The following is a 22,102-nucleotide window of genomic DNA, read 5'->3' as shown; positions in this document are numbered from 1 at the left end:
TTTGTACAATTTTAAACTGTACAAAAAATAAAGCAACAAACTTTTTACGAAAACGTACTTTTTGAAGTACTCAATCTATCTATTTACAATGAAATTGATATATAGCTTATTACTAATCTTTTGTGGATTGGTATTAACAAACGCACAAAAAACTTACACAGTTGAAGGAACTGTTCAGGATTTTCATGATAAAAGCATGCTGGAAAATGCTGTTGTGAAAATAGGGAACTTTACTGCTAAAACAGATGCAAAGGGTAAGTTTTTATTCAACAAAATTCCTGCGGGATCCTATAATCTCATTGCTAAACATCCTGATTGTAATGATTATACTGAAAATATAGGAGTTAATCAGGATCTTCACTTAACTATTATTCTGGAACATCATATTCAGGATATTGAAACGGTGACTATTCATGGGAGCCATAAGAATAATGGCAGCATGGTAGTGAAAACACTGGATAAAGTGGTGTTAGCAAGAAATGCTACTGAGAATTTAGGAAACCTGCTTACTAATATTTCCGGGGTTAATGTCCTTAAAACAGGAAATAATATTGCAAAACCGGTTATTCATGGCCTTTATGGCAGTCGGGTTGCTATCTTAAATGATGGAGTAAAGTTGGCAGAACAGGAATGGGGAGTAGAACATGCTCCAAATGTAGATGTTAACAACTTTGAACATATTGATGTGATCAAAGGGGCTTCAGCTCTAAAATACGGAAGTGGTGCTATAGGAGGCGTAGTAGTTTTACAACCACAGATTTTACCTAAGAAAGATACATTAATGGGAGCAGTTTCTCTTTCGGGAATATCCAATGGAAGGGGTGCGAACCTTAACGTTAAATTGGCTAAGACCTGGGAAAATGGTTGGGCAGTTAAAACGAATGGAAGCTTTAAAAAATTAGGTGATCTCGATGCTCCTGGTTACGGATTAATGAATACTGGCGTTCAGAATTCCGGATTTAACTTTGGTGTTCAGAAACTCACTTTTAATAGGGGAATTTCATTTGACTATTATTTAACGAATAGTTCTATTGGAATTTTGAGAAGTTCACATGTAGGATCTGCTGAAGATTTATATGAAGCGCTTTCCAGTCAGGAACCTATTTATAAAAGAGCTTTCAGTTATGATATTGATAATCCCCGACAGGATATAGAACATCATATTGCTAAAATTTCTGCTTATCAGAGGTTCAAGGATTTTGGGAAGATTACGGCTACTTATAGTTTTCAGTATAATCATAGAAAGGAATATGATATCCGACGAACTGAAGAATTAAGCAAAAAACCAGGATTGGATTTAGAGCTGATCACCAATGATTTAAATATTAACCATCTTATTGAAAGGTCAAAATGGAATCTTGAGACCGGAATTAATGGCGGTTATCAAAACAATTATTCTAATCCTGATACAGAAGCCAGACGTCTTGTTCCTAATTATGATAGATTTTATGCGGGGATATATTCTGTATTCAAATATAAAGTCTTGCCAAAATTGGATTTAGAAGCAGGTGCCAGATATGATTTTGATCGTTATGAAGTGACTAAATGGTATGACCTTAGTGACTGGAATAAATTATACGCGGCAGATTATTCTAGCTTTGTTGTAAGAATTAATCAAAACAGGATTCTTACAAAGCCAGAGTTAAATTACAATAATGTCTCTGCTAATGTTGGGGTTACTTTTCATCCATCAGATAATTTTAACCTGAGATTTAATTATGCGAGAGTTGCAAGATCTCCTAATGTTGCTGAACTTTTTTCAGACGGTCTTCACCACTCAGCAGCAATTATAGAAGAAGGGGATATGAGAATTAAAAGTGAGACTGGGAATCAATTCAATTTAATTGCTGATGCAAAATTGAATGTTCTTGGTGGATTAAATCTTTCAGTAAATCCTTATTTCTTTTATACTAAAAATTTCATTAATGAGGTGCCTACCGGTTACCGTAATACGCAATGGGGTGGAGATTTTGTGGTGTATGGGTATCAACAGATCGATGCCAGAATGTATGGTGTAGATGTAGATGTAGCACTCAAAATCAATAATAATTTAGGATATAAAGGAAGTGCTTCATATGTATATGGACAGGATCTAACGCATGATGTTCCGTTGATTATGATGATGCCTCCTAATTTCAATAATTCATTGGAATTCAATAAAAAAGAATGGAATAACTTTTATTTTAATGTAAGTAATAATACTGTTTTAAAACAAACAAGATTTCCAATTTACAATATTCTAATTACCAGATATGATACAGATGGAAATGCTTACAAACAAGAAGTAGATATTTCTACTCCGCCAAAAGCGTATTCTCTGTGGAATCTGCAAGCAGGTGTTAACCTGTCTAAAAACTTCGGAGTTGACTTCTCCGTTCGAAATGTATTCGATAGCGCTTATAGAGACTATTTAAATAGGTTGCGCTATTTCTCCAACGAAATGGGGAGAAATTTTATACTAACTCTTAGATATCAATTTTAATTATTCAAAATCAAAAAAATGAAAAATATTTTTAAAAATACAACATTAATTTTAGGACTTTTAATAATCGCTTTTTCTTTAAGCGTAACTTCTTGTAACCGTAGCGATGATGAATCTGATGATCTTCCTCAGGAAGAGCTTTCAGATGTATTGCTAAAAGTAACAGATGTAGCTACTGGTGTTCCGGTAATTTATGATTATCAGGTAAATAGTACAACTAATCCAAATGTTAAGCTAATAGACACGCATACTTATAATGTTGAAGTTATTTTCAAAAATGGAGAAGAGGATGCTACACAGGAAATTAAAGATGCAATAGATGCACACTTTTTAGTGTTTAATTTTCCGAACTCTGATATCGCATTAACGCGTACTGATGCGGAGACAAGAAAAGATGGAAAACGCGTAGGTCTCAAAACTAAATGGGTGGTAAATAAAGCGGTAAAAAATGCATCCACAGAAAGTCAGCTTGTTTTGACTTTATATCATGAGGCAGTATCTGTTTCCGAAGCTTCTTCAGTAAGTGGAAATGGAGTTGTATTCGGATCCCACACAGGAGGAGAAACTGATGCTCAGGCTACTTATAAAATTAGCAACTAGTAATAATAAAGTCTCAATAAAAAACCACTGAAATTTTCAGTGGTTTTTTATTTATAAATATTTGATGCCGAAGAATTGATCTTTAGTAGTTTATTTTGATAAAAATTTCATATTTTTGCAACCTAAAATTTTAATCAATAATGAAGGTTACCGCACAAAACCATGATGACGTAAGTGCATTACTTACTGTAACATTGGAAAAATCTGACTACAAAGACAAAGTAGAGAAGCAGTTGATTAATTATGCTAAAAATGCGCAAGTTCCTGGATTCAGAAAAGGAAAAGTGCCTTTAAGTATGGTTAGAAAACAATATGAAGCAGGTATTGCATTCGAAGAGATCAACAAGCAAGTTTCTGAAGCTTTAAATAACTATGTAAACGAAAGCAAGTTAAGATTAGTTGGCCAGCCTGTTCCTCAGCCTGTAAATGATTTCAATCATAATGCAGATCAACTGGAAGTTGCTTTTGAAGTAGGGTATGAGCCTGAATTCACAATAGATTTAACTAAATATGAAGCTCCTCACTATAAAGTAGAAGCTTCTGATAAAGAAATCACTAAGAGCATTGAAAACATGCAAAAGCGTTTCGCTGAGCAAGTTCCTCAAGATAAGATCACTAAAGATTCTTATGTTGCTTTAGAAATTTCTCAGGTAGTGGAAGAGGATGCTGAAGGAGAACACCACCACCACCCAAAGAATGCTACTATTACTGCTGAAAACAAAGAAGCTTTCAAATTAGTTAAAGCTTTGAAAATGGATGGATCTGTAAAAGTTTCTAAAGAAACTCTTGCTGGTGATGAAGAATTAGCTAAAGAATTAGGATTTACTAAAGAAGAAGTTGAGCATCTACACCATGCTGAAGTTGAAGTTAAAGTAAAAGATTTCTATAGCTTAAACTTAGCAGAACTTAATCAGGATTTATTTGATAAAGTATACGGAGAAGGAAACATCAAGTCTGAAGAAGAGCTTAAAGATAAAGTGAAGACTGAATTAGATGAGTATTTCCAACAAAATGCTGATGTTCACTTTGTAAACAAAGTACTTGAGCAAATTACAGAAAAAGAAGAAGTAAAACTTCCTGAAACTTTCTTAGTAAAATGGTTATTATTCTCTAATCAGAATATCCAATCTGAAGAGCAGGCAAAAGAAATCTTAGAAGCTGAGAAAAAACAATTGAGCTACCAGATCATCGAAGGTAAATTGATGAATGATAATGATATCAAGTTGGATTACGCTGATGTTCTTGCACAAGCTGAGCAGTTAGTAAGAAACCAATTGGCTATCTATGGAATTCACCATTTAGGAGATGAGGAAGTTCAGAAATATGCTGTTGAAATGTTGAAAGACCAGGAGCAGGTAAGACAAATTTCTTCTGAAGTAGCTATGACTAAACTAAAAGATGTAATTCTTGAAAAAGCTAGCAAAAAAGAAACTGCAATTTCTCACGACGAATTTTTAGAAGAACTTAAAAAGTAATTTCTTTTTAAGATATAAATATTTAAAACCACCAATTTTTGGTGGTTTTTTGTTGCGAAAATCATAGATTCTATATCAATCAATATTCCTATATTTACGTATTAAATTAAATATATGAAAAAGATAATCATTCCATTTTTCTGTGCCGTACTTTTTTCCACTTCAGTAGCAGCACAGCAAAAAACAACTGCTGTAAAAACAGAAGCAACCAAGTCGAAATTAACACCTAAAGATGTAATTGATAATTATCTTAAAGCCTTAGGAGGTAGAGATAAATTAGAGGCGATAAAAACTACTATCATCGATAATTCATTAACTGTTCAGGGAATGGATATTTCTATGAGTACAAAAAAGATGGGTAATAAATTCAAATCTGTACAAACTGTAATGGGGCAACAGATGACGCAGGTTTTTGATGGTGAAAAAGGAACTTTTGACCAGATGGGCCAAAAAATGGATATCCCTGCTGATAAAATTGCTGATCTTAAGAAAAGCAAAACAGTTGATGCATTAGGATATGATCCTGCTAGTTTTCAAACTGTAAATGTTGAAAAAATAGATGGGAAGGATTATAATGTATTGTCTTCTGATAAAGGGAAATACTTTTTTGATGCAAGCACAGGTTTATTATATAAATCAGAATCAAAAGAAGGGACTGCTATTGTAAAAAGCTACATGACAGTAGATGGATTAAAATTCCCAGGAGAAATAGATGCAGAAGGGAATGGACAGAAAGTAATTATTAAAACAACTAAAATTGTACTTAACTCAGGAGTAACAGATGCTGATTTTAAGTAATCTGTTAATTGTTAAAGTATCAACTATTTAAAAAAAAACCGCAGATCGATCTGCGGTTTTTTTTTAATTTCCATATTCTTTTTTCCATACTTCAGCGGCATCACTTAAAACATTATAGAATTCATCGCCGTATTTTCTTATCAGTGGTGTTTTTAAGAACTTATAAACAGGAACCTGTAATTCTTTTCCAAGAGTACATGCGTCACTGCATACAGACCATTCGTGGTAGTTTAAAGCTGTAAAGGACGAGTATTCTGTAATACGGATAGGATACAGATGGCATGAGATCGGTTTTTGCCAATCAACAGCTCCATCTTCATAAGCTTTTTCAATTCCACATTTTGTAATCCCTTTTTCATCAAAGGTAACATAAGCACATTCTCGGTCTTCTACCATTGGTGTTACATACATGTTATCAGAAGGGTCTGTTGTCCATGTTCCCTGCTCTTCAAGGGCCTTTATCCCCTCTTTTGTAAGGTAGGGCTTTATTTTGTCAAAAATGCGGTCTAAAATTTCCAGCTCATTTTTATCTAATGGAGCTCCTACATCTCCTTCTACACAACATGCACCCTTACATTTTGTAAGGTTACAAACGAAATCTTCGGAAAATATTTCCTCAGAAATTAATTTATCGTCTATCTGAATCATAATCTTTTTTAAAATAAATTAAAATATGTACCTATTTTAAAGGTAACCAAACTAATAATAATCAGCCATAAGCCGACTTCCTGCATCCAGTATTTGGGTAAAAAACGCATCATCCTGCTCAGTATAATACTTGAAGGAAATGCCAGGAGCAGTAAATATTCGTAACTCTTATTCATATAGAGAATAATAGTAACCAGCTGAGCCAGGGAAAAGACAAGCAGGAATGTATATTTATATCTGCTTATCGGGCTCTTTTTATTGTAATTTTTGAAATGATCATACACTGCATAGATCAACATCAATGCGATCGGTATTAAAGGAATTATGCCTGTGTAGTCTGTTATCAATTTCATCTTTCCAAATGGGAAATAATCGAGATTCCAGGTCGTGAAATCTAAGAAAAACATCACAGAGAAGTAAGCAAAAACGATCAGGACAATCCCCAGTAAAAATCTGAAAATATTTAAACTGATTCTTTCAGAAGTTGCAATAACGTGTACAACTACAAAAACAGCCATGGGCCAGGTTGTCGGTAGAAAAATAAAATTTAAAGCAACGATGGCTCCTACTAATACATATGATTTTTTCCGTGTGTCTTCATTTGCACTCGTAAGAAGTAACAAAAGAAAGGAATTGGTAAGAAGAGAAACCGCAATTCCAATATCTAAATTTCCGGGATAAAGTCCGAAAACGAAAAAAGAATACAGAAATAAAGGAAGGTGGGTTTGATAATTAAGCGCAATGCTGTGGAAGCAAAAATATCCCAGAGCAATTCCTAAAAATGTAATCCCTGCAACAATTGCTTCATAAGTGTTGAAATTCAGTATGTTAAATATTATTACTATTAAAAGAAGAAAACCAATATAAACAGGAATTGAAAAAATATTGCTTTCTTTTGAAAGTAATTTAAACATTTTTTATAAATTTGTACAAAGTTAATTTAAAAAAGGAAAATAATGACGTCTTTCTTTCTATTCTTAAGCAAAGTTTTCAAATGGTCTTTTGGTTTTTTTGATACCTTTGGAAATGTATTAAACTGGATTCTATTTGTTGTTTGCTGCGTGCTATTCACCTATTGGTGTTACGTTCTAGTGGTGACACTAGGGGGTGATAAAGATAAAGACTATTATTCTCCTACAGAGGGTAAACATCCTTACTACGATCCTAGTATCTATAAAAAAGAAGGTTAATTAATTGGTTATATAGTAAAAAGCCGATCAAATAAAATATTTGATCGGCTTTTTTATAACGATTAAAATTTACTTTTTACTATTCATGAATAGGAAGTACCAAGACAGGAATGGTCGAGCTCTTTGTTATGCCCTTTGTCAGACTTCCTACAAAAACATCATAAATTCCACTTCTTCCGTGGGAACCCATTACAATGTAATTGGCATTTTTTTCTTTAGCATATTCCAGGATGATATCTTTGGCAATGCCCTGCTTTAAAAGATGTTCACATTCTACATCATGGGAGATGATCCTTTGTTCAAGCTTGTTGAGCTGTACCAATTCTTCTCTTATTTCATTTTCTTCAACTTCAGGAAAATACTGGAATCCCATATCTCCAATGGCAAAGCCAATGTCTGTAGGTGCGATATGGATAAGATGGATCTTACCATTTACCTCTTTGGCAAATTTTATGGCACCATCTACAAGTTGTTCCGTTTTATCCCCAAAATCTACGGGCAATACAATGTTTATCATAACCTTTAAATTTGTTAACTAAAGATAACGAAAAAAATGTAAAATAGGCTGTTAAATACTTATAATATTCGGATATCCAGTATTTTTTCTTCTTCAAGGAACGCCTCCATGATGTCATTTTCTTCTACTTTACCAACCCCTTTTGGAGTTCCTGTGAAAATAAGATCACCTACCCTTAATGTGAAGTATTGAGAAGCAAATGCAATGATATCATCAAAAGTGAAAATCATATCTTTTGTGTTTCCATCCTGAACTTTTGCTTTATTCTGTAATAATGAAAACTGCAGATTTTCAAGATCGTAATTTTCCTTTTTAAAGAAGTTTCCCACTACTGCAGATCCATCAAAACCTTTAGCAAGCTCCCATGGAAGACCTTTTGATTTAAGCTCAGACTGAAGGTCTCTGGCTGTAAAATCTATTCCTAAACTGATTTCGTCATAATGTTTATTTGCAGATTCTTTTTGAATATACTTTCCTCCTTTTGAAATCTTCAAAACAACCTCCAGTTCATAATGCACATCCTTAGAGAATTCCGGCAGATAAAAATCATTACCCTTTAAAACGGCAGTATCAGGTTTGATAAAAATAACTGGTTTTTCGGGAATTTCATTTCCTAATTCCTTAGCATGCTCACTATAATTTCTTCCGATGCAGATAATTTTCATATTCTTTTTATTTTGTCATTACGTGGGATGAAACAGTCTATTATTAATCCCTTTTATTTAATTGAATCTTTTTTAATGCATAAACTCATTTTCACAATAATAACAAACAAACTTATGACTTGTTAAAATTGAAACGCCAAAAAAGCTGGTAGCACTATCATCTCTATAAATGTGATTTGAACCACATTTCGGACATACGAAATCAAACTCTGGATCTTCTATAGTATGTTCTACTTCTAAAGAGTATTTTTCATTTTCCTTATAATCCTCTAATGCCTGTTTTGCTTTTTCTATATCTTCTTCAAAGACCTGTAACTGGATTCCACCTACGGCCTGAGAGAGTAACCAATCCGATTGAATAAGTTGCTCATTAGCAATAAAACTCTGAATGCCTCTTTCTGCTAAGATTTGTTTGTCTCTGTTAGCTTCTAGGGCATTTTCATAAAACTTAAAACGAGTCAGGTTTGACATATTTTAGAATCTACTTGATAATTGAATTTTTGTAAAGACTTTCTTTGTGTATAATGGAAAATCAGCATTTTGCAACCAACCGTAATATCCTAAGTCCTTTTGGAAAACAGCTTTTACGCCCTGTCCTTTGTATTTACCGAAGTTGAATACTTCTTCCATTTTTTCATTGAACCCAATAAACCCTGCTAAATCTGCATTTTTATTATGGAATGTGAACTCGCTTAGAGCTGCAATTTCATTCGGAACATCATCATATTTTCCAACCTGGGCATCCAAAACTTCGAAAGTAGCCATTACATCTGCTTCAGCTGAATGGGCGTTTTCCAAAGTTTTACCACAATAGAATTGGTATGCTGCTCCCAGGTTTCTCGGTTCTTTTTTGTGGAAAACAGTTTGTGCATCCACCAGTTTGAATTTATTAAGGTCAAAGTCAATTTCTGAACGCAATAATTCTTCTGCTAAAAGAGGAACATCGAAACGATTAGAATTGAAACCACCTAGGTCTGAACCGGAAATCATTTCCATCACTTTAGAAGCGATTGATTTGAAAGTAGGAGCATCTTTAACATCTTCATCATAGATCCCATGAATTTGGCTGGATTCCAGAGGGATAGGCATTTCAGGATTGATGCGCCATGTTTTGCTTTCTCTTGATGCATCAGGATTTACTTTTAAAATACAGATTTCAACAATTCTGTCTTTTCCGATATTCGTTCCTGTTGTTTCAAGGTCAAAAATACATAGAGGTTTATATAGTTTTAAATTCATGTAGTAAAGTTATAAGTTGAAAGTTATGAATTATGAGTTGATTTAATTTAATGCTATCATTGCATATAACTGATCACTCAAAAATTATATCTATTTAAGTTGTTTTTGAAATAATAATGATACTAAGATATAGTAAATAATGACTATCGGAATTCCAATAGTTTTAAATATTATTAAAATTATAATCGCCCCGATCAATAAAACAAGTTTTGGATAATTGTCCTCTAATTTCATTGATTTGAATTTCATCGCGATCATTTTTATTGGGCTTACTAAGAACCATGAGAAGATGACGGTTAAAGCGATCATCATATAATAATTGCTGAATATAAAATCAAAGCTTTGAGTTTCTTTGAAAGCATAGTATAATCCAAAAATTAAAATGGTATTGGACGGTGTATTAAGTCCTTTGAAATAATACTTCTGATCTTCGTCGAGATTAAATATAGCTAATCTCAGGCATGAAAATGCTGTAATTAAAAATCCCAGATAAGCATACCACGGAATATCGGTGTATACATTATTCGAAAGTGCAACAAACATTGTTAATCCAGGAATAAAACCAAAACTTACCATGTCTGCAAGTGAATCAAGCTGAACTCCAAGATTAGAATTAGCCTTTAGAGCCCTGGCAACAAAACCGTCGAAAAAGTCCAGAACCAAAGAAAGAATAAGACAAATAGCAGTAGTGTGGTAATCACCTAAAACAAGATGAACCGCGCCCACGCAGCCGGAAAACAAATTTCCTAGAGTTAATGCGTTGGCAAGATTGTTTTTGATAAAATTCATAGACACAAAATTACATTTTTAAAAATTCTGTATCAAAATATTCCTGACTAAAAAATACAGTAATACGAATTTGATGTAAATTTGCCGAATGAAATTTTTTAAAGAATTTAGAAAACAAGAAGTTCTGGTACTATTATACAGAATTTTTTTGGCATATGTTTTTTATCAGATCGCCAGATTTCTATTCTGGTATTTTAATAAAGATCTCATTAAAGTAGAATCTGTTTCAGACTATTTCAGCCTATCCTTTCATGGGATCGCCTTTGATACGACTGCAATTTTGTATGTAAATTCTTTGTTTATTTTGTTAAGCCTTATTCCTATTATTATCAATACAAAGAAGGTATATCAGAAAGTCTTATTCTGGCTTTACTTTATTACAAATGGAATTGCTTATGCAATGAATTTTGGTGACTTTATATACTTTAAATTTGCGCAAACAAGACTGACATCTGCTGCATTTCAGGTTGCAGAACATGAATCTAATATTGGTAAAGTATTTATGGCTTCTATTGCACAGAACCCATTTGTTTTAATATGGTTTGTGGTTTTAATGGCGTTATGGATTTTTCTTTATAAAAGGGTAAAAGTTACAGAACGTAAGCCAGTAAAACTGATCCCTTACTTTATTTTATCTATCCTTTCTCTTTGTGGTATTACTGTATTGGTAGTAGGAGGTATTCGTGGGGATTTTAAGCACAGCACAAGACCGATTAATCTCGTGGATGCTAATCGCTTTGTGAAAGTTCCATCTCAGGGAAATCTGGTCTTGAACAGTACATTTTCATTTTTCAGAACATTGGGAACCAATAGTTTTAAAGAAGTTCATTTTGTTGATGAAAAATTTATCAATGAGAATATCCAACCCTACAAGCAGTATGACCGGAAGGTTGCCAATCGTCCCAATATTGTTATTTTTATTGTTGAGTCTTTCAGTAGAGAATATTCAGGAGCATTTAATAGAGGTAAAAATATAAAAGATTATGTTTCTTACACTCCGTTTATTGATAGTCTTGCGGATCAAAGTTTGATCTTTCCTAACACTTTTGCGAATGGAAGACAATCTATTCATGGGATGAGTAGTGTTCTGGCAGGGATTCCAAGTCTTACAGATGCTTTTACAAGCTCTCCTTATTCTAATCAGAAAATACAATCTATTGTTTCTATTTGTAATGATTTAGGGTATGATACTTCCTTCTATCACGGAGCTCCAAATGGATCAATGGGATTCCTTGGTTTCGGGAATATTTTAGGATTTAAACATTATTTTGGTAAAACTGAATATAATAACGATGCCGATTTTGATGGAATGTGGGCGATCTGGGATGAGCCTTTTTTACAATATTTTGCTAAAAATGTGGGGAAGACACAACCTTTTATGGCCACTGTTTTTACAGCCTCTTCTCACCATCCATTTAAAATTCCTGAAAAGTATCAGGGGAAATTTAAAAAAGGCAAGAATCAAATGCATGAGCCTATACAGTATACAGATTATTCCATAAAGAAATATTTCGAGACAGCTAAAAAACAGCCTTGGTACAATAATACTATTTTTGTTTTCACAGGTGACCATACGAACGAGATCTATTATCCGGAATATCAAAAAAGTATGAACCGTTTTTCAGTTCCGATTATTTTATATTCTCCTAATCCTGAATATCAATTGAAAGGAGTGAATCAGGAGGTCGCACAGCAAATTGATATCTATCCAACTTTGGCTGATTTGATAGGTTATAATAAAAGAATAAGAAGCTGGGGGAGAAGCCTGGTAAGTGAGAAACAATATCCTGCTATCATTGCTAACTCAGATGGAGGTGTAGAGCAGTTTATCATCGGGAACTATATCTATCGTTTTGATGGCAAAAATGTAGTTGGCATTTATGATAAAACAGATTTAGGATTAGAAAAAAACCTTGTAGATCATTTAAATACTCCTGAAACCGAAAAAGGAAAAGAAATTGCAAAAGCATGGTATCAGGATTATATGGATAGAGTGATCAACCGTAAACTCAATTAAAATTTAACAAGTGTTTAATTTTCAGAATTGGTATGTCTCTTGTTATATATGCCTAGGATAACAAATATTTTTGTTTGTTTAAAATTAATTTATATTTTTAACAGAGAATAGATAACGAAAATATTGTATCAAAATTAAAATAACAAGCATATGAGAAAATTATTATTTACCCTGGCACTTTCTTTAGCAAGTGTAATGTCTTTTGCACAAATAGAAGGCAAATGGAGAACAATAGACGATGAAACTGGAAAACCTAAATCCATTGTAGAGATTTTTAAAAAGACTGATGGAAAGTATTACGGTAAGGTAATTCAGTTATTGATAAAGCCTCAGAATCCGAATTGTGTAGATTGTAAGGATGATAGAAAAGATAAGCCTATTTTAGGAATGGAAGTAATCAGAGGTCTTAAAAAAGATGGGGATGAGTTCAATGGTGGTACAATTACCAATCCTAAAAATGGTAAGACTTACAAATGTTTTGCTACCAGAAATGGAGACAAGCTTACAGTAAAAGGATATATTGGAATATCACTGATCGGAAAAACCCAAACTTGGGAAAAAGTAGACTAATCAGTTTTAAATAAAATTAATTAACGGCATTTCATTTAAATGAGATGTCGTTTTTATTATGTGTGTAATAAAAAAACACTATTTTTGTACTCTAAATTTTTCAAAGAAATATGGCAGAATATACTTTTCGTGAGGTAATTGCACAGGCAATGAGTGAGGAAATGCGTAAAGACGAATCCATTTACTTAATGGGGGAGGAAGTTGCAGAATACAACGGTGCTTATAAGGCTTCAAAAGGAATGCTGGATGAATTTGGTCCTAAAAGAATAATCGATACACCAATTGCTGAACTTGGTTTCACTGGAATATCAGTAGGTGCAGCAATGAATGGGAACAGACCCATCGTAGAATTTATGACATTCAATTTCTCTTTGGTAGGAATTGATCAGATTATTAACAATGCGGCAAAAATCCGTCAGATGAGTGGAGGACAATGGAACTGTCCAATTGTTTTCCGTGGTCCTACTGCTTCTGCAGGACAATTAGGAGCTACACACTCTCAGGCTTTTGAAAGCTGGTACGCAAACTGTCCGGGACTTAAGGTAATTGTACCTTCTAATCCTTATGATGCGAAAGGATTGTTGAAATCAGCAATTCAGGATAATGATCCGGTAATTTTTATGGAATCTGAGCAGATGTATGGCGATAAGATGGAGGTTCCTGAAGAAGAATACTACATACCTATCGGAAAAGCAGATATCAAAAAAGAAGGGAAAGATGTTACTTTAGTTTCTTTTGGTAAAATTATGAAAGTGGCTATTCAGGCTGCTGAAGATTTAGCTAAAGAAGGTATATCTGTAGAAGTGATCGATCTTAGAACGATTCGTCCATTAGATTACGATGCTATTTTAAATTCTGTTAAGAAAACAAACAGACTGGTTATTTTAGAAGAAGCTTGGCCATTTGCGTCTATCTCTTCTGAAATTGCATATATGGTTCAGCAAAAAGCTTTCGATTATTTGGATGCACCTATCAAGAGAATTACTACTCCTGATACTCCTGCTCCTTATTCAGCGGCTTTATTTGCAGAATGGTTCCCTAAACTTGAGAAAGTAAAAGAGGAAATTAAAAATGCGATGTATATTAAATCATAGAGAAAAACTTCCGAAAGGAAGTTTTTTCATTTATTCTATGCATGAAGAAAAGTTCATGACGTCATAAAATTAGTGTAGATTTGCGCTTTTAAAATTAGCTGATATGTCAGAAGTTACAGAGGGTGGTCATCATTTTGACCTAAAGAAACTTTCATTTGTAGGGGTTATTGTATCCCTCGGAATTGTTTTTGGGGATATTGGAACGTCACCATTGTACGTAATGAAAGCAATTGTGAATGCCCGAAAAGATGGTGCAGCAATGCCATTCGATGAATATATTGAAGGTGCATTATCATGTATCATCTGGACATTGACCCTTCAAACTACTATAAAGTATGTGATTATTGCTTTAAGAGCAGATAATAAAGGAGAGGGAGGAATCCTTGCACTTTATTCACTGGTAAAGAAGCTCAAGAAGAAATGGCTCTATGTGGTCGCCATTATAGGAGCGGCAACACTAGTTGCAGATAGTGTAATTACTCCTTCACTAACGGTTATGTCTGCTATTGAAGGGTTGAAAATATATAATCCCGAGACACCCGTAGTTCTTATTACCCTGGTCATCCTGTTTGTAGTTTTTGTGGTACAACAGTTTGGAACTGCCTCTATCGGGAAATTCTTCGGACCGGTTATGGTAACCTGGTTCCTGGCTTTAGGAGTTTTCGGATCAATCCATCTTTTTGATCACATCGAAATTGTAAGAGCATTTAACCCGATATATGCCTACAATCTTATTACACACTCTCCAAGTGCTATTGTAATCATGGGAGCTGTTTTTCTTTGTACAACCGGAGCTGAAGCCTTATATTCCGATTTAGGACACTGTGGGGCTAAAAATATTAGAATAAGTTGGGTTTTTGTTAAGCTGATGCTTATTCTTAATTATTTAGGACAGGGAGCTTGGTTATTAGATAATTATCATCAGGTATTCAATGGAGTGAATCCATTCTTTGGAATTATGCCGCAATGGGCTGTTCTACCTGGTGTTATTCTTGCAACAGCAGCGGCAATTATTGCCAGCCAGGCTGTAATTACCGGATCATTTACGATGTTCTCAGAAGCGATGTCTGTTTCATTCTGGCCTAATCAACATATCGAATACCCCTCAGGGATAAAAGGACAAATGTATATTCCTGGTGTAAACTGGGGATTGATGGCATTCTGTTTTGTAGTAGTGATATTCTTCAAGAAATCTGAACGAATGGAGGCGGCTTATGGTTTAACGATAACCATAACGATGTTGATGACAACTATCTTGCTACTGTTCTGGCTCAGTCGAACACGGGTTAGTAAATTCTTTATCATAGGATTTGGTGCGGTGTATCTTTTCCTTGAATCAGGGTTCTTCTATGCGAATGTAATCAAGTTTGTTGATGGAGGTTGGTTAACAATGGTATTGGGTGGATTTATAATGGTTTGTATGTACGCCTGGTATAACGGAAGATTAATCAAGGCCAATTTTATACAATACGTCAAGATCGATAAATATGTGTCGATTATTAAAGACATGAAGCTGGATGAAAGTATTCCTAAGTATGCTACTAATCTTGCTTACTTAAGCCGAGCCAAAAGAAATGACGAAGTAGAATCTAAAATCATTTATTCAATTATTAAAAAGCAGCCAAAACGAGCTGACCACTACTTTGTTTTAAGTATCGTCAATCAGGAAGATCCATATACTTTCAAATATACTGTAGACGAAATATTACCGGGAACCGTTTTTAAAGTTAATTTCCTTTTAGGGTTTAAAGTAGACCGCAGAATCAATGATTATTTTGGTATGGTCTTAAAAGATCTTATGGCAGACGGAACCATTCCATCAAGAAGCAGTCACCCATCGCTTAGAGCTCATAATATTCCGCCAGATCTTAAGTATGTGATTATAGATAATACGTATATCAACGATATACTTTTAACTGTGAAACAGAAGATTATACTTAATATTTACAATTTTGTGAAGTATATCGGAAGTGATGACTTTAAGGCATGGGGAGTTACTTCTCACAATGTTGTAGTAGAATCTGCACCGATTACTGAGGAAACATTATATGATAAAAAAATAGAACAAGCCGGATTTTTGCGTCATAACTTCTAAGCTTCACTCAGTAAGCATACTATCTATTTAAATAAAAATTAATAAATTTGTAGATAATTATTTTAATGGATACTATACAAAAAGAAAAAAATATAGCTCTTATCAAAGATGTTTTGAGAAACTACTTATTAGAAAAAGGTTTCCGAAACACTCCTGAGAGATACACCATATTGGAAGAGATCTATAATATGGATCATCATTTCAATGTGGACGATCTATATCTTTTAATGATGCAGAAGAAATATCATGTTTCTAAAGCAACGATTTACAATACAATCGAGATTTTTCTTGATGCCGGGCTGATTCGTAAACATCAGTTTGGAGAAAAAACATTAACGTCTTCATCTTATGAGAAGTCTTATTTTGATAAGCAACATGATCATTTGGTGATCTATAAAAAAGATTCTGATAAAGAGATCGAAGAAATTATCGAGTTTTGTGACCCTAGAATTCAAGGGATCAAAGAAGCAATTGAAGACGCTTTTGGCGTAAAAATTGATTCTCATTCGCTATATTTTTATGGCATTAAGAATGACTAATCAATGAGACTGATTCTTTTTCTGGTATTTTTTGTTTCTACATTTAGTTTTGCGCAAGATCAACAAAAACCTGCGCAAAGGGATCCTTATCTAAAAGTCCCTGTAAAAAATGCACCCCCACAGCAAGCGAGACCCGAGGATAAAATAAAAATTATCCATGCAGATTTTGTCAAAAAAGACCCAGCAAAATATGATGGGAACCAATATCTTGAAGGTAATGTGAAAATTGAGAATCAAGGCTCTATTCTTACTGCTGACGAAGTAGTGCTATACAGTGAAGAAAACTTTGCAAAGGCAATAGGGAATACCAGACTTCAAAATACAGATGGTTCTGTCATTACAGCTGGAGAGATGGAGTATGATGGTAATACTCAGAAGGGAGTTGCCAGAAAGAATGTGGTACTTACAGATCCCAAGCAGACAATCAGAACGGATATCCTGTACTATGATAAGCTTGCTAATCTTGCCTATTTTAATACCGGAGGAACGATTTCTGATGGTCAGAATGTAATGTATACGAAATCTGCCACCTACTTTCTTGATACCAAATTGATCGACTTTGTAGGTAACGTAAAGATAGATACACCGGATTATGTAATTGAAGGTCCCAATATCAAACAAAATCAAAATACGAAAGTTGCAGAATTCTTTGGCCCAACTACCATAACAAATCGTGTCAATCCTAAAAATTATATTTATACCGAACGTGGTACTTATAAAATGAATTCTAAAGAGGCTTATCTTAATAAGAATTCAAGGATACACTATAATGATAAGATACTTACCGGCGACGACATGTACTTTAACCAGCTAACTGGTTTTGGTACTGCTACAGGAAATGTGAAGCTGGATGATCCCAAAGAAAAAAGATATGTGATAGGAGGTTATGGAGAAATTTTTCAAAAGAAAGATTCTTCTATGATTACTAAAGGTCCGTATGCTGTAAAAATTCTTGAGAAAGATTCTATCTATTTTGCTGCGGAAAAAATTGTTTCTTATCAGAAACCTGATGAAACAGATGTTACTAAGAAAAAGAGCTTTTTAAGAGCTTTCAGAAAAGGAAGATTTTATAAATCCAATGCTCAGGGAAGAGCAGATTCCATTGCATTTAATGAAACGGATGGAATCATGCATATGTATACAGCACCTATTCTATGGAGCGGAGAAAAACAGGTAACAGGAGATAAGATTGAAGCTTATTTTAATACAACCACAGAAGATCTGGATTCTTTAAAAGTAATAGGAAATGCATTCGCAATCAGCAAAGTTGATTCATTGAATCTTAAAGATGAATTCAATCAGGTGAAAGGAAAGCTGATGACCGTCTATTATGAAAAGAGTGAAGTCAGAGAAACGAAGGTAATAGGAAATGCCCAGTCTATAAGTTATGCAGATGATTTTAATGAAAAGACGAAACAAAATGAAAGGATTGGGATTACACTTACTTCATGTGGAATTATTGATGCCATGTTTGAAAACAGAGTGCTTCAGATTGTTTCCTGTAATATTGGAGCAAATTCAGATACTTATCCGATGAGTAAAATTGAACCTGCCAGGCGAAAGTTTGCAGACTTTAACTGGAATACAAAAGACAGGATTCGGAAATGGCAGGATATACTTGTAGATACACCAGGATATGAAGAGATCAAGTATGAAGCTGATAATAAATTGTATGACCAGGCAAAAGAGGCTATTGATAAAGAAAAGGCAAAAGAGGAAGCTAAAAAGCCGAAAAGAGTAAGAAAATAATCTTTAGATAAAATAAAAGACCAACCAGAAAGTTGGTCTTTTTTGTGTCTTGATAATTTCGGTGTTTACTGAATGTTTTTTAGCTTTGCTAAAATTTTTATTGAAATGGAATTGCAGAAAGATTTCTTTACTTATCAGGCACAGACTACTCAATTTGCTGCAGGATTCGAAGTAGAAAGAGCAGAGGGTAGTTATATTTTCGGAACAGATGGGAAGAAATACCTTGATTTTGTAGCAGGGGTTTCTGCTAATACATTAGGGCACTCTCATCCGAAAATAGTAAGTGCAATCAAAGAACAGGCTGATAAATATCTTCATGTCATGGTATATGGAGAATATGCACAGGATAAACCTGTAGCCTTATGTAAATTACTGGCAGAAGCTACTCCGAATCCTCTAGAAATTACTTATTTAGTTAATAGTGGAGCAGAAGCTATCGATGGAAGTTTGAAATTAGCTAAAAGATACACAGGACGAGAGGAGATCATTTCTTTTAAAGATTCTTATCATGGAAATACCCATGGAGCTTTGAGTGTTTCTGGGAATGAATATCATAAAAGGGAATTTCGTCCCTTGTTACCTATGGTGTCATTTATAGAATTCAATAATGAAAAAGAATTAGATAAAATCACGGAAAAAACAGCTTGTGTTATTCTTGAAACCATTCAGGGAGCGGCTGGATTTTTAGTTCCGCAAAATGACTATTTGAGGAATCTGAAAAAAAGATGTGAGGAAGTCGGAGCTTTGCTTATTCTGGATGAGATCCAGCCTGGATTTGGAAGAACAGGAAAGTTGTTTTCATTTGAGCACTATGGAATTGTTCCGGATATTCTGGTTATGGGAAAAGGAATGGGAGGAGGAGTTCCCGTAGGGGCTTTTATGAGCTCTAAGGAAATTATGAGTTCTTTGTCTCATTCACCAAAATTAGGACATATTACTACTTTCGGAGGAAACCCATTGATTGCTGCTGCCAGTTATGCCACATTGAAAGAAGTTTTAGAAAGTGGTTTGATGGACGAGGTTGATGAGAAAGAAAAGCTTTTTAGGGAGCTATTGGTGCATCCTAAGATCAAAAATGTAAATGGACGAGGATTGATGCTTGCAGTGAACTTAGGAAGTCCGGAATATACCTTAAATGTCGCCAAAAAATGTATGGAAAAGGGGCTTGTGGTATTTTGGCAATTATACAGAAATGAGTATTTGAGAATTTCACCACCATTAACGTTATCTCTTGATGAAATTAGAGAAGGATGCCAGATTATTCTTGAAGTTTTGAACGAAAATTAAATATAAATCTCTTCTTAAAAAGAAGAGATTTTTTTATGCTCAGCATCACATATTTTGCTTTTAAAACTCTGTTTGATTTTGAGAAGTGATCAGTGACAAATATCATGCAGATTGTATAAAAAAGTAAATACATTTTTGTGTAATAAAAAAATTAATTTATATATTGCGGGACGATAAAACAAAGATTATATGGCGAAACTTAAAGTCCATTACGAATTTCCAATGCACTGTCTTTCAGAGATTTTATATGAGTATCTGGCGACTGCAGAAGGATTATCTGAATGGTTTGCGGATGAGGTAGTAGAGAAAGGAGATGACTTCTTTTTTAGCTGGGGTGGAGGCCCTGCTGAAAAGGCCACTTTGATTAGATATAAGCCAGAAGGTTTCGTGCGTTTCAGATGGGAAGAAGATGAAGGGACAAAGAATTTCTTTGAGATGACGATCACAATTGATGATATTACTGAAGATTTAGCTTTAAATATTACAGACTTTTGTGAAGAAGGAGATGAAGAGGAAAATGCAATGTATTGGGAGAATCTTATAGAAAATCTAAGAATAAAACTAGGTGCAGCTTAATGATAGGCTGTATAAAATGGTAAAACTGATGAACGATTTATCGTTCATTATTTTTTTATAAATAAATCAGACATTGGAAAATCAATATTTTACATCAGACGAATTGAATGTGAAGAACAGAGCATTTCTGATAGGAGATGCTGTAAAGGTTTCTTTTTTTATACGGAAAGCTCAACTTATCATGGATGAAGAATGCTATTTCTTTTTAATGGCATCTATGAGAAAGATGAGAATGAACATTCCTCTGACTTATACCCTTGAATTTTTTCAATCCCTTTTTCAAAGAGAGGTGATTGAAGGAAAAGGCATAGAAAATGGGATCATTAATTTTCAGGTTTTTAGAAATTCAGATGGAGTGACATTGTCAAAATCATCAATCTCCTATTTTTACGAAGTGGATGAAAAGGATGATGTATTGGCTCTTCATACAAGACCTCTTGAATTGGACCTGACCAAAGAAATCAATGTAAACAACAATTTATTAAGCAACATCAGAGTTCATTGCCCTGAGAATATCTATGGACAAATTTACGCTCAGGAAAATGATTTAGATGATGTTATCCTGCTTAATCCTAATAAAAGGATCGCAAGATCCACTTCTGGAAATCTTTTGTTTTTAGAAGGCAATGTGATTAAAATTCCAAAACAATCTGAAGGTGCTTACATCTCTCCTTTGATGGAAAATTTTGTTACTTTTTTACATAAAAATAACCTTGCAGATATTCAGGAACATGAAATTATTGCTTTTGAATCTCAAAAAGCTGAAGAAATTTTAATGATTTCAGATGAAAAAGGCATGTTTTCTGTAGGAAAGATAAGAAATAAGACTTTTGAAAGTTCCCGCTTTTTAGAACTGGTGGGAAAATGGAAAGAAAGTTTTTAAATTGACAAACCCGGTAAACAACAAAAGTTCCAAAGTCCTTTACCGGGTTTTATTCTGAATAAATCAGAAATTGTATTTTTTAAAATTTGTTGAGATAAACTCGAAAATTTACTACAATATTTATTTCTTGTCTCGTTTCACCTTTATAGGTTTCAGAGTTAAAAATACATCCGGAAAGAAAAATAAGATAAGTTGATTTAAGACTTTCATTTCAGTAACTTTTTAGTTATTCAAAGAACGTGAATTCTTTGTTAAAAATTGGTTAAAGCATGCTTAAAATTTGTTAATTTTTTTGATGCTATGGTTTTGAATAATAAGGGATTAGTTTAGAGAAATGTCTTCCGGGGAATTGGCCCAAAGTAAATATTCACCTCCAAGATTCTGCATGATGGATTTCCATAATGTCTGATCGTTTGGTAAAGTGTAGTCCAGGTTATAAATATCTACTACGGTCCACATTTTTCTCTGTACTTCATCATCTAATTGATTAGCTGTCCAGCCAGAATATCCTGAAAAGATTTTTACATTATCGATAAGAAGTTCACCACTGAGAACAGAGCTGATGATATTTTCAATATCCTCTGTCAGATAAAATCCTTCAGAAATATCAGTATAGATCTCTGTCACCTTCTTACCTTTTACAATAAAGAATATCTTTTCGTTTTCTACGGGACCGCCGTCATATACTTCAATTTTAAAATCGAAGAAATTTTTGAACTTGCCACTCATCTGATTATTCTTCTTGTTTAATATTAAACCAAATGCGCCACTTTCGTTATGTTCTACGATGAGGACTACTGATCTGGAAAAAATATCTCCGGAAATATCAGGTGTGGAAATTAATATTTTACCTTTGTATGAGTAATGCATACTCAAATTTAATAAAAAA

Annotated in this window: 22 protein-coding genes; 14 read left to right on the top strand and 8 right to left on the bottom strand. The window is 33.8% G+C overall.

Annotated elements, in window-relative coordinates:
- Positions 1-88: 88 nt before the first annotated feature.
- The 4 genes from JHL15_RS18815 to JHL15_RS18800 all read left to right on the top strand — a co-directional run bounded on the left by JHL15_RS18815 (position 89) and on the right by JHL15_RS18800 (position 5,355).
- A complete protein-coding gene (locus JHL15_RS18815) occupies positions 89-2,482 on the top strand; it encodes a TonB-dependent receptor (protein WP_200248254.1) in 2,394 nt (797 codons plus the stop codon).
- An 18-nt stretch (positions 2,483-2,500) separates the two neighbouring features.
- On the top strand, positions 2,501-3,082 hold the full coding sequence (locus JHL15_RS18810; protein ID WP_200248253.1) for a hypothetical protein: 582 nt from the start codon (positions 2,501-2,503) through the stop codon (positions 3,080-3,082).
- A 140-nt stretch (positions 3,083-3,222) separates the two neighbouring features.
- Positions 3,223-4,557 (top strand): trigger factor, encoded by a 1,335-nt coding sequence (locus tag JHL15_RS18805; RefSeq protein ID WP_200248251.1) that lies wholly within the window; start codon positions 3,223-3,225, stop codon positions 4,555-4,557.
- 114 nt (positions 4,558-4,671) lie between these two features.
- Positions 4,672-5,355, top strand: coding sequence for a hypothetical protein (locus JHL15_RS18800; RefSeq protein WP_200248250.1), 684 nt, complete (start codon positions 4,672-4,674; stop codon positions 5,353-5,355).
- A 63-nt stretch (positions 5,356-5,418) separates the two neighbouring features.
- Here the strand turns inward: JHL15_RS18800 and JHL15_RS18795 are convergent, their stop codons facing one another.
- Together JHL15_RS18795 and JHL15_RS18790 are read right to left on the bottom strand one after the other, a co-directional pair.
- Positions 5,419-6,003, bottom strand: a complete 585-nt coding sequence (locus tag JHL15_RS18795; RefSeq protein WP_200248249.1) for a DUF3109 family protein — start codon at positions 6,001-6,003, stop codon at positions 5,419-5,421.
- Positions 6,004-6,011: 8 nt separating this feature from the next.
- Positions 6,012-6,917, bottom strand: a complete 906-nt coding sequence (locus JHL15_RS18790) for a DUF6427 family protein (protein WP_200248248.1) — start codon at positions 6,915-6,917, stop codon at positions 6,012-6,014.
- Positions 6,918-6,959: 42 nt separating this feature from the next.
- Between JHL15_RS18790 and JHL15_RS18785 the strand changes: the two genes are divergently transcribed.
- The gene (locus JHL15_RS18785) at positions 6,960-7,193 is read left to right on the top strand and encodes a DUF6341 family protein (RefSeq protein ID WP_200248247.1); all 234 of its coding nucleotides are present in this window, start codon (positions 6,960-6,962) and stop codon (positions 7,191-7,193) included.
- 79 nt (positions 7,194-7,272) lie between these two features.
- Here JHL15_RS18785 and JHL15_RS18780 read toward each other — a convergent pair whose 3' ends face one another.
- The 5 genes from JHL15_RS18780 to JHL15_RS18760 form a co-directional block, all read right to left on the bottom strand.
- Positions 7,273-7,710 (bottom strand): universal stress protein, encoded by a 438-nt coding sequence (locus tag JHL15_RS18780; RefSeq protein ID WP_200248246.1) that lies wholly within the window; start codon positions 7,708-7,710, stop codon positions 7,273-7,275.
- A gap of 59 nt (positions 7,711-7,769) precedes the next feature.
- Positions 7,770-8,375, bottom strand: coding sequence for a fumarylacetoacetate hydrolase family protein (locus JHL15_RS18775; RefSeq protein WP_200248245.1), 606 nt, complete (start codon positions 8,373-8,375; stop codon positions 7,770-7,772).
- A gap of 72 nt (positions 8,376-8,447) precedes the next feature.
- Positions 8,448-8,846: a putative signal transducing protein gene (locus JHL15_RS18770; RefSeq protein ID WP_200248244.1), complete on the bottom strand. Its 399-nt coding sequence runs from the start codon at positions 8,844-8,846 to the stop codon at positions 8,448-8,450.
- A gap of 3 nt (positions 8,847-8,849) precedes the next feature.
- Complete coding sequence (locus JHL15_RS18765; protein ID WP_200248242.1) at positions 8,850-9,614, bottom strand: 3'-5' exonuclease; 765 nt, start codon at positions 9,612-9,614, stop codon at positions 8,850-8,852.
- A gap of 90 nt (positions 9,615-9,704) precedes the next feature.
- Positions 9,705-10,403: a CDP-alcohol phosphatidyltransferase family protein gene (locus JHL15_RS18760; protein WP_200248241.1), complete on the bottom strand. Its 699-nt coding sequence runs from the start codon at positions 10,401-10,403 to the stop codon at positions 9,705-9,707.
- An 88-nt stretch (positions 10,404-10,491) separates the two neighbouring features.
- Here JHL15_RS18760 and JHL15_RS18755 point away from each other — a divergent pair, with 88 nt between their 5' ends.
- The 9 genes from JHL15_RS18755 (at position 10,492) to JHL15_RS18715 (ending at position 21,213) form a co-directional block, all read left to right on the top strand.
- Entirely contained in the window at positions 10,492-12,420 is a 1,929-nt protein-coding gene (locus JHL15_RS18755; protein ID WP_200248240.1) for an LTA synthase family protein, read from the top strand.
- A 150-nt stretch (positions 12,421-12,570) separates the two neighbouring features.
- Positions 12,571-12,990, top strand: coding sequence for a DUF2147 domain-containing protein (locus JHL15_RS18750; protein ID WP_200248239.1), 420 nt, complete (start codon positions 12,571-12,573; stop codon positions 12,988-12,990).
- A 110-nt stretch (positions 12,991-13,100) separates the two neighbouring features.
- Positions 13,101-14,084 (top strand): pyruvate dehydrogenase complex E1 component subunit beta, encoded by a 984-nt coding sequence (locus tag JHL15_RS18745; protein ID WP_200248238.1) that lies wholly within the window; start codon positions 13,101-13,103, stop codon positions 14,082-14,084.
- A gap of 103 nt (positions 14,085-14,187) precedes the next feature.
- On the top strand, positions 14,188-16,179 hold the full coding sequence (locus JHL15_RS18740) for a KUP/HAK/KT family potassium transporter (RefSeq protein ID WP_200248237.1): 1,992 nt from the start codon (positions 14,188-14,190) through the stop codon (positions 16,177-16,179).
- Between the two features lie 65 nt (positions 16,180-16,244).
- Positions 16,245-16,718, top strand: a complete 474-nt coding sequence (locus JHL15_RS18735) for a Fur family transcriptional regulator (protein ID WP_089027587.1) — start codon at positions 16,245-16,247, stop codon at positions 16,716-16,718.
- Positions 16,719-16,721: 3 nt separating this feature from the next.
- A complete protein-coding gene (locus JHL15_RS18730) occupies positions 16,722-18,467 on the top strand; it encodes an OstA-like protein (RefSeq protein WP_200248236.1) in 1,746 nt (581 codons plus the stop codon).
- Between the two features lie 105 nt (positions 18,468-18,572).
- Positions 18,573-19,754, top strand: coding sequence for an aspartate aminotransferase family protein (locus JHL15_RS18725; RefSeq protein WP_394369202.1), 1,182 nt, complete (start codon positions 18,573-18,575; stop codon positions 19,752-19,754).
- A gap of 189 nt (positions 19,755-19,943) precedes the next feature.
- Entirely contained in the window at positions 19,944-20,330 is a 387-nt protein-coding gene (locus JHL15_RS18720; protein WP_172280173.1) for an START-like domain-containing protein, read from the top strand.
- A 73-nt stretch (positions 20,331-20,403) separates the two neighbouring features.
- Complete coding sequence (locus tag JHL15_RS18715) at positions 20,404-21,213, top strand: aminotransferase class IV (RefSeq protein ID WP_200248235.1); 810 nt, start codon at positions 20,404-20,406, stop codon at positions 21,211-21,213.
- A gap of 321 nt (positions 21,214-21,534) precedes the next feature.
- Here the strand turns inward: JHL15_RS18715 and JHL15_RS18710 are convergent, their stop codons facing one another.
- Positions 21,535-22,083: a YqgE/AlgH family protein gene (locus tag JHL15_RS18710; protein ID WP_200248234.1), complete on the bottom strand. Its 549-nt coding sequence runs from the start codon at positions 22,081-22,083 to the stop codon at positions 21,535-21,537.
- Positions 22,084-22,102: the final 19 nt, after the last annotated feature.

Source organism: Chryseobacterium paridis, assembly GCF_016595215.1.
Lineage (GTDB): Bacteria > Bacteroidota > Bacteroidia > Flavobacteriales > Weeksellaceae > Chryseobacterium > Chryseobacterium paridis.
This window is presented reverse-complemented; position numbering and strand designations above follow the sequence as displayed.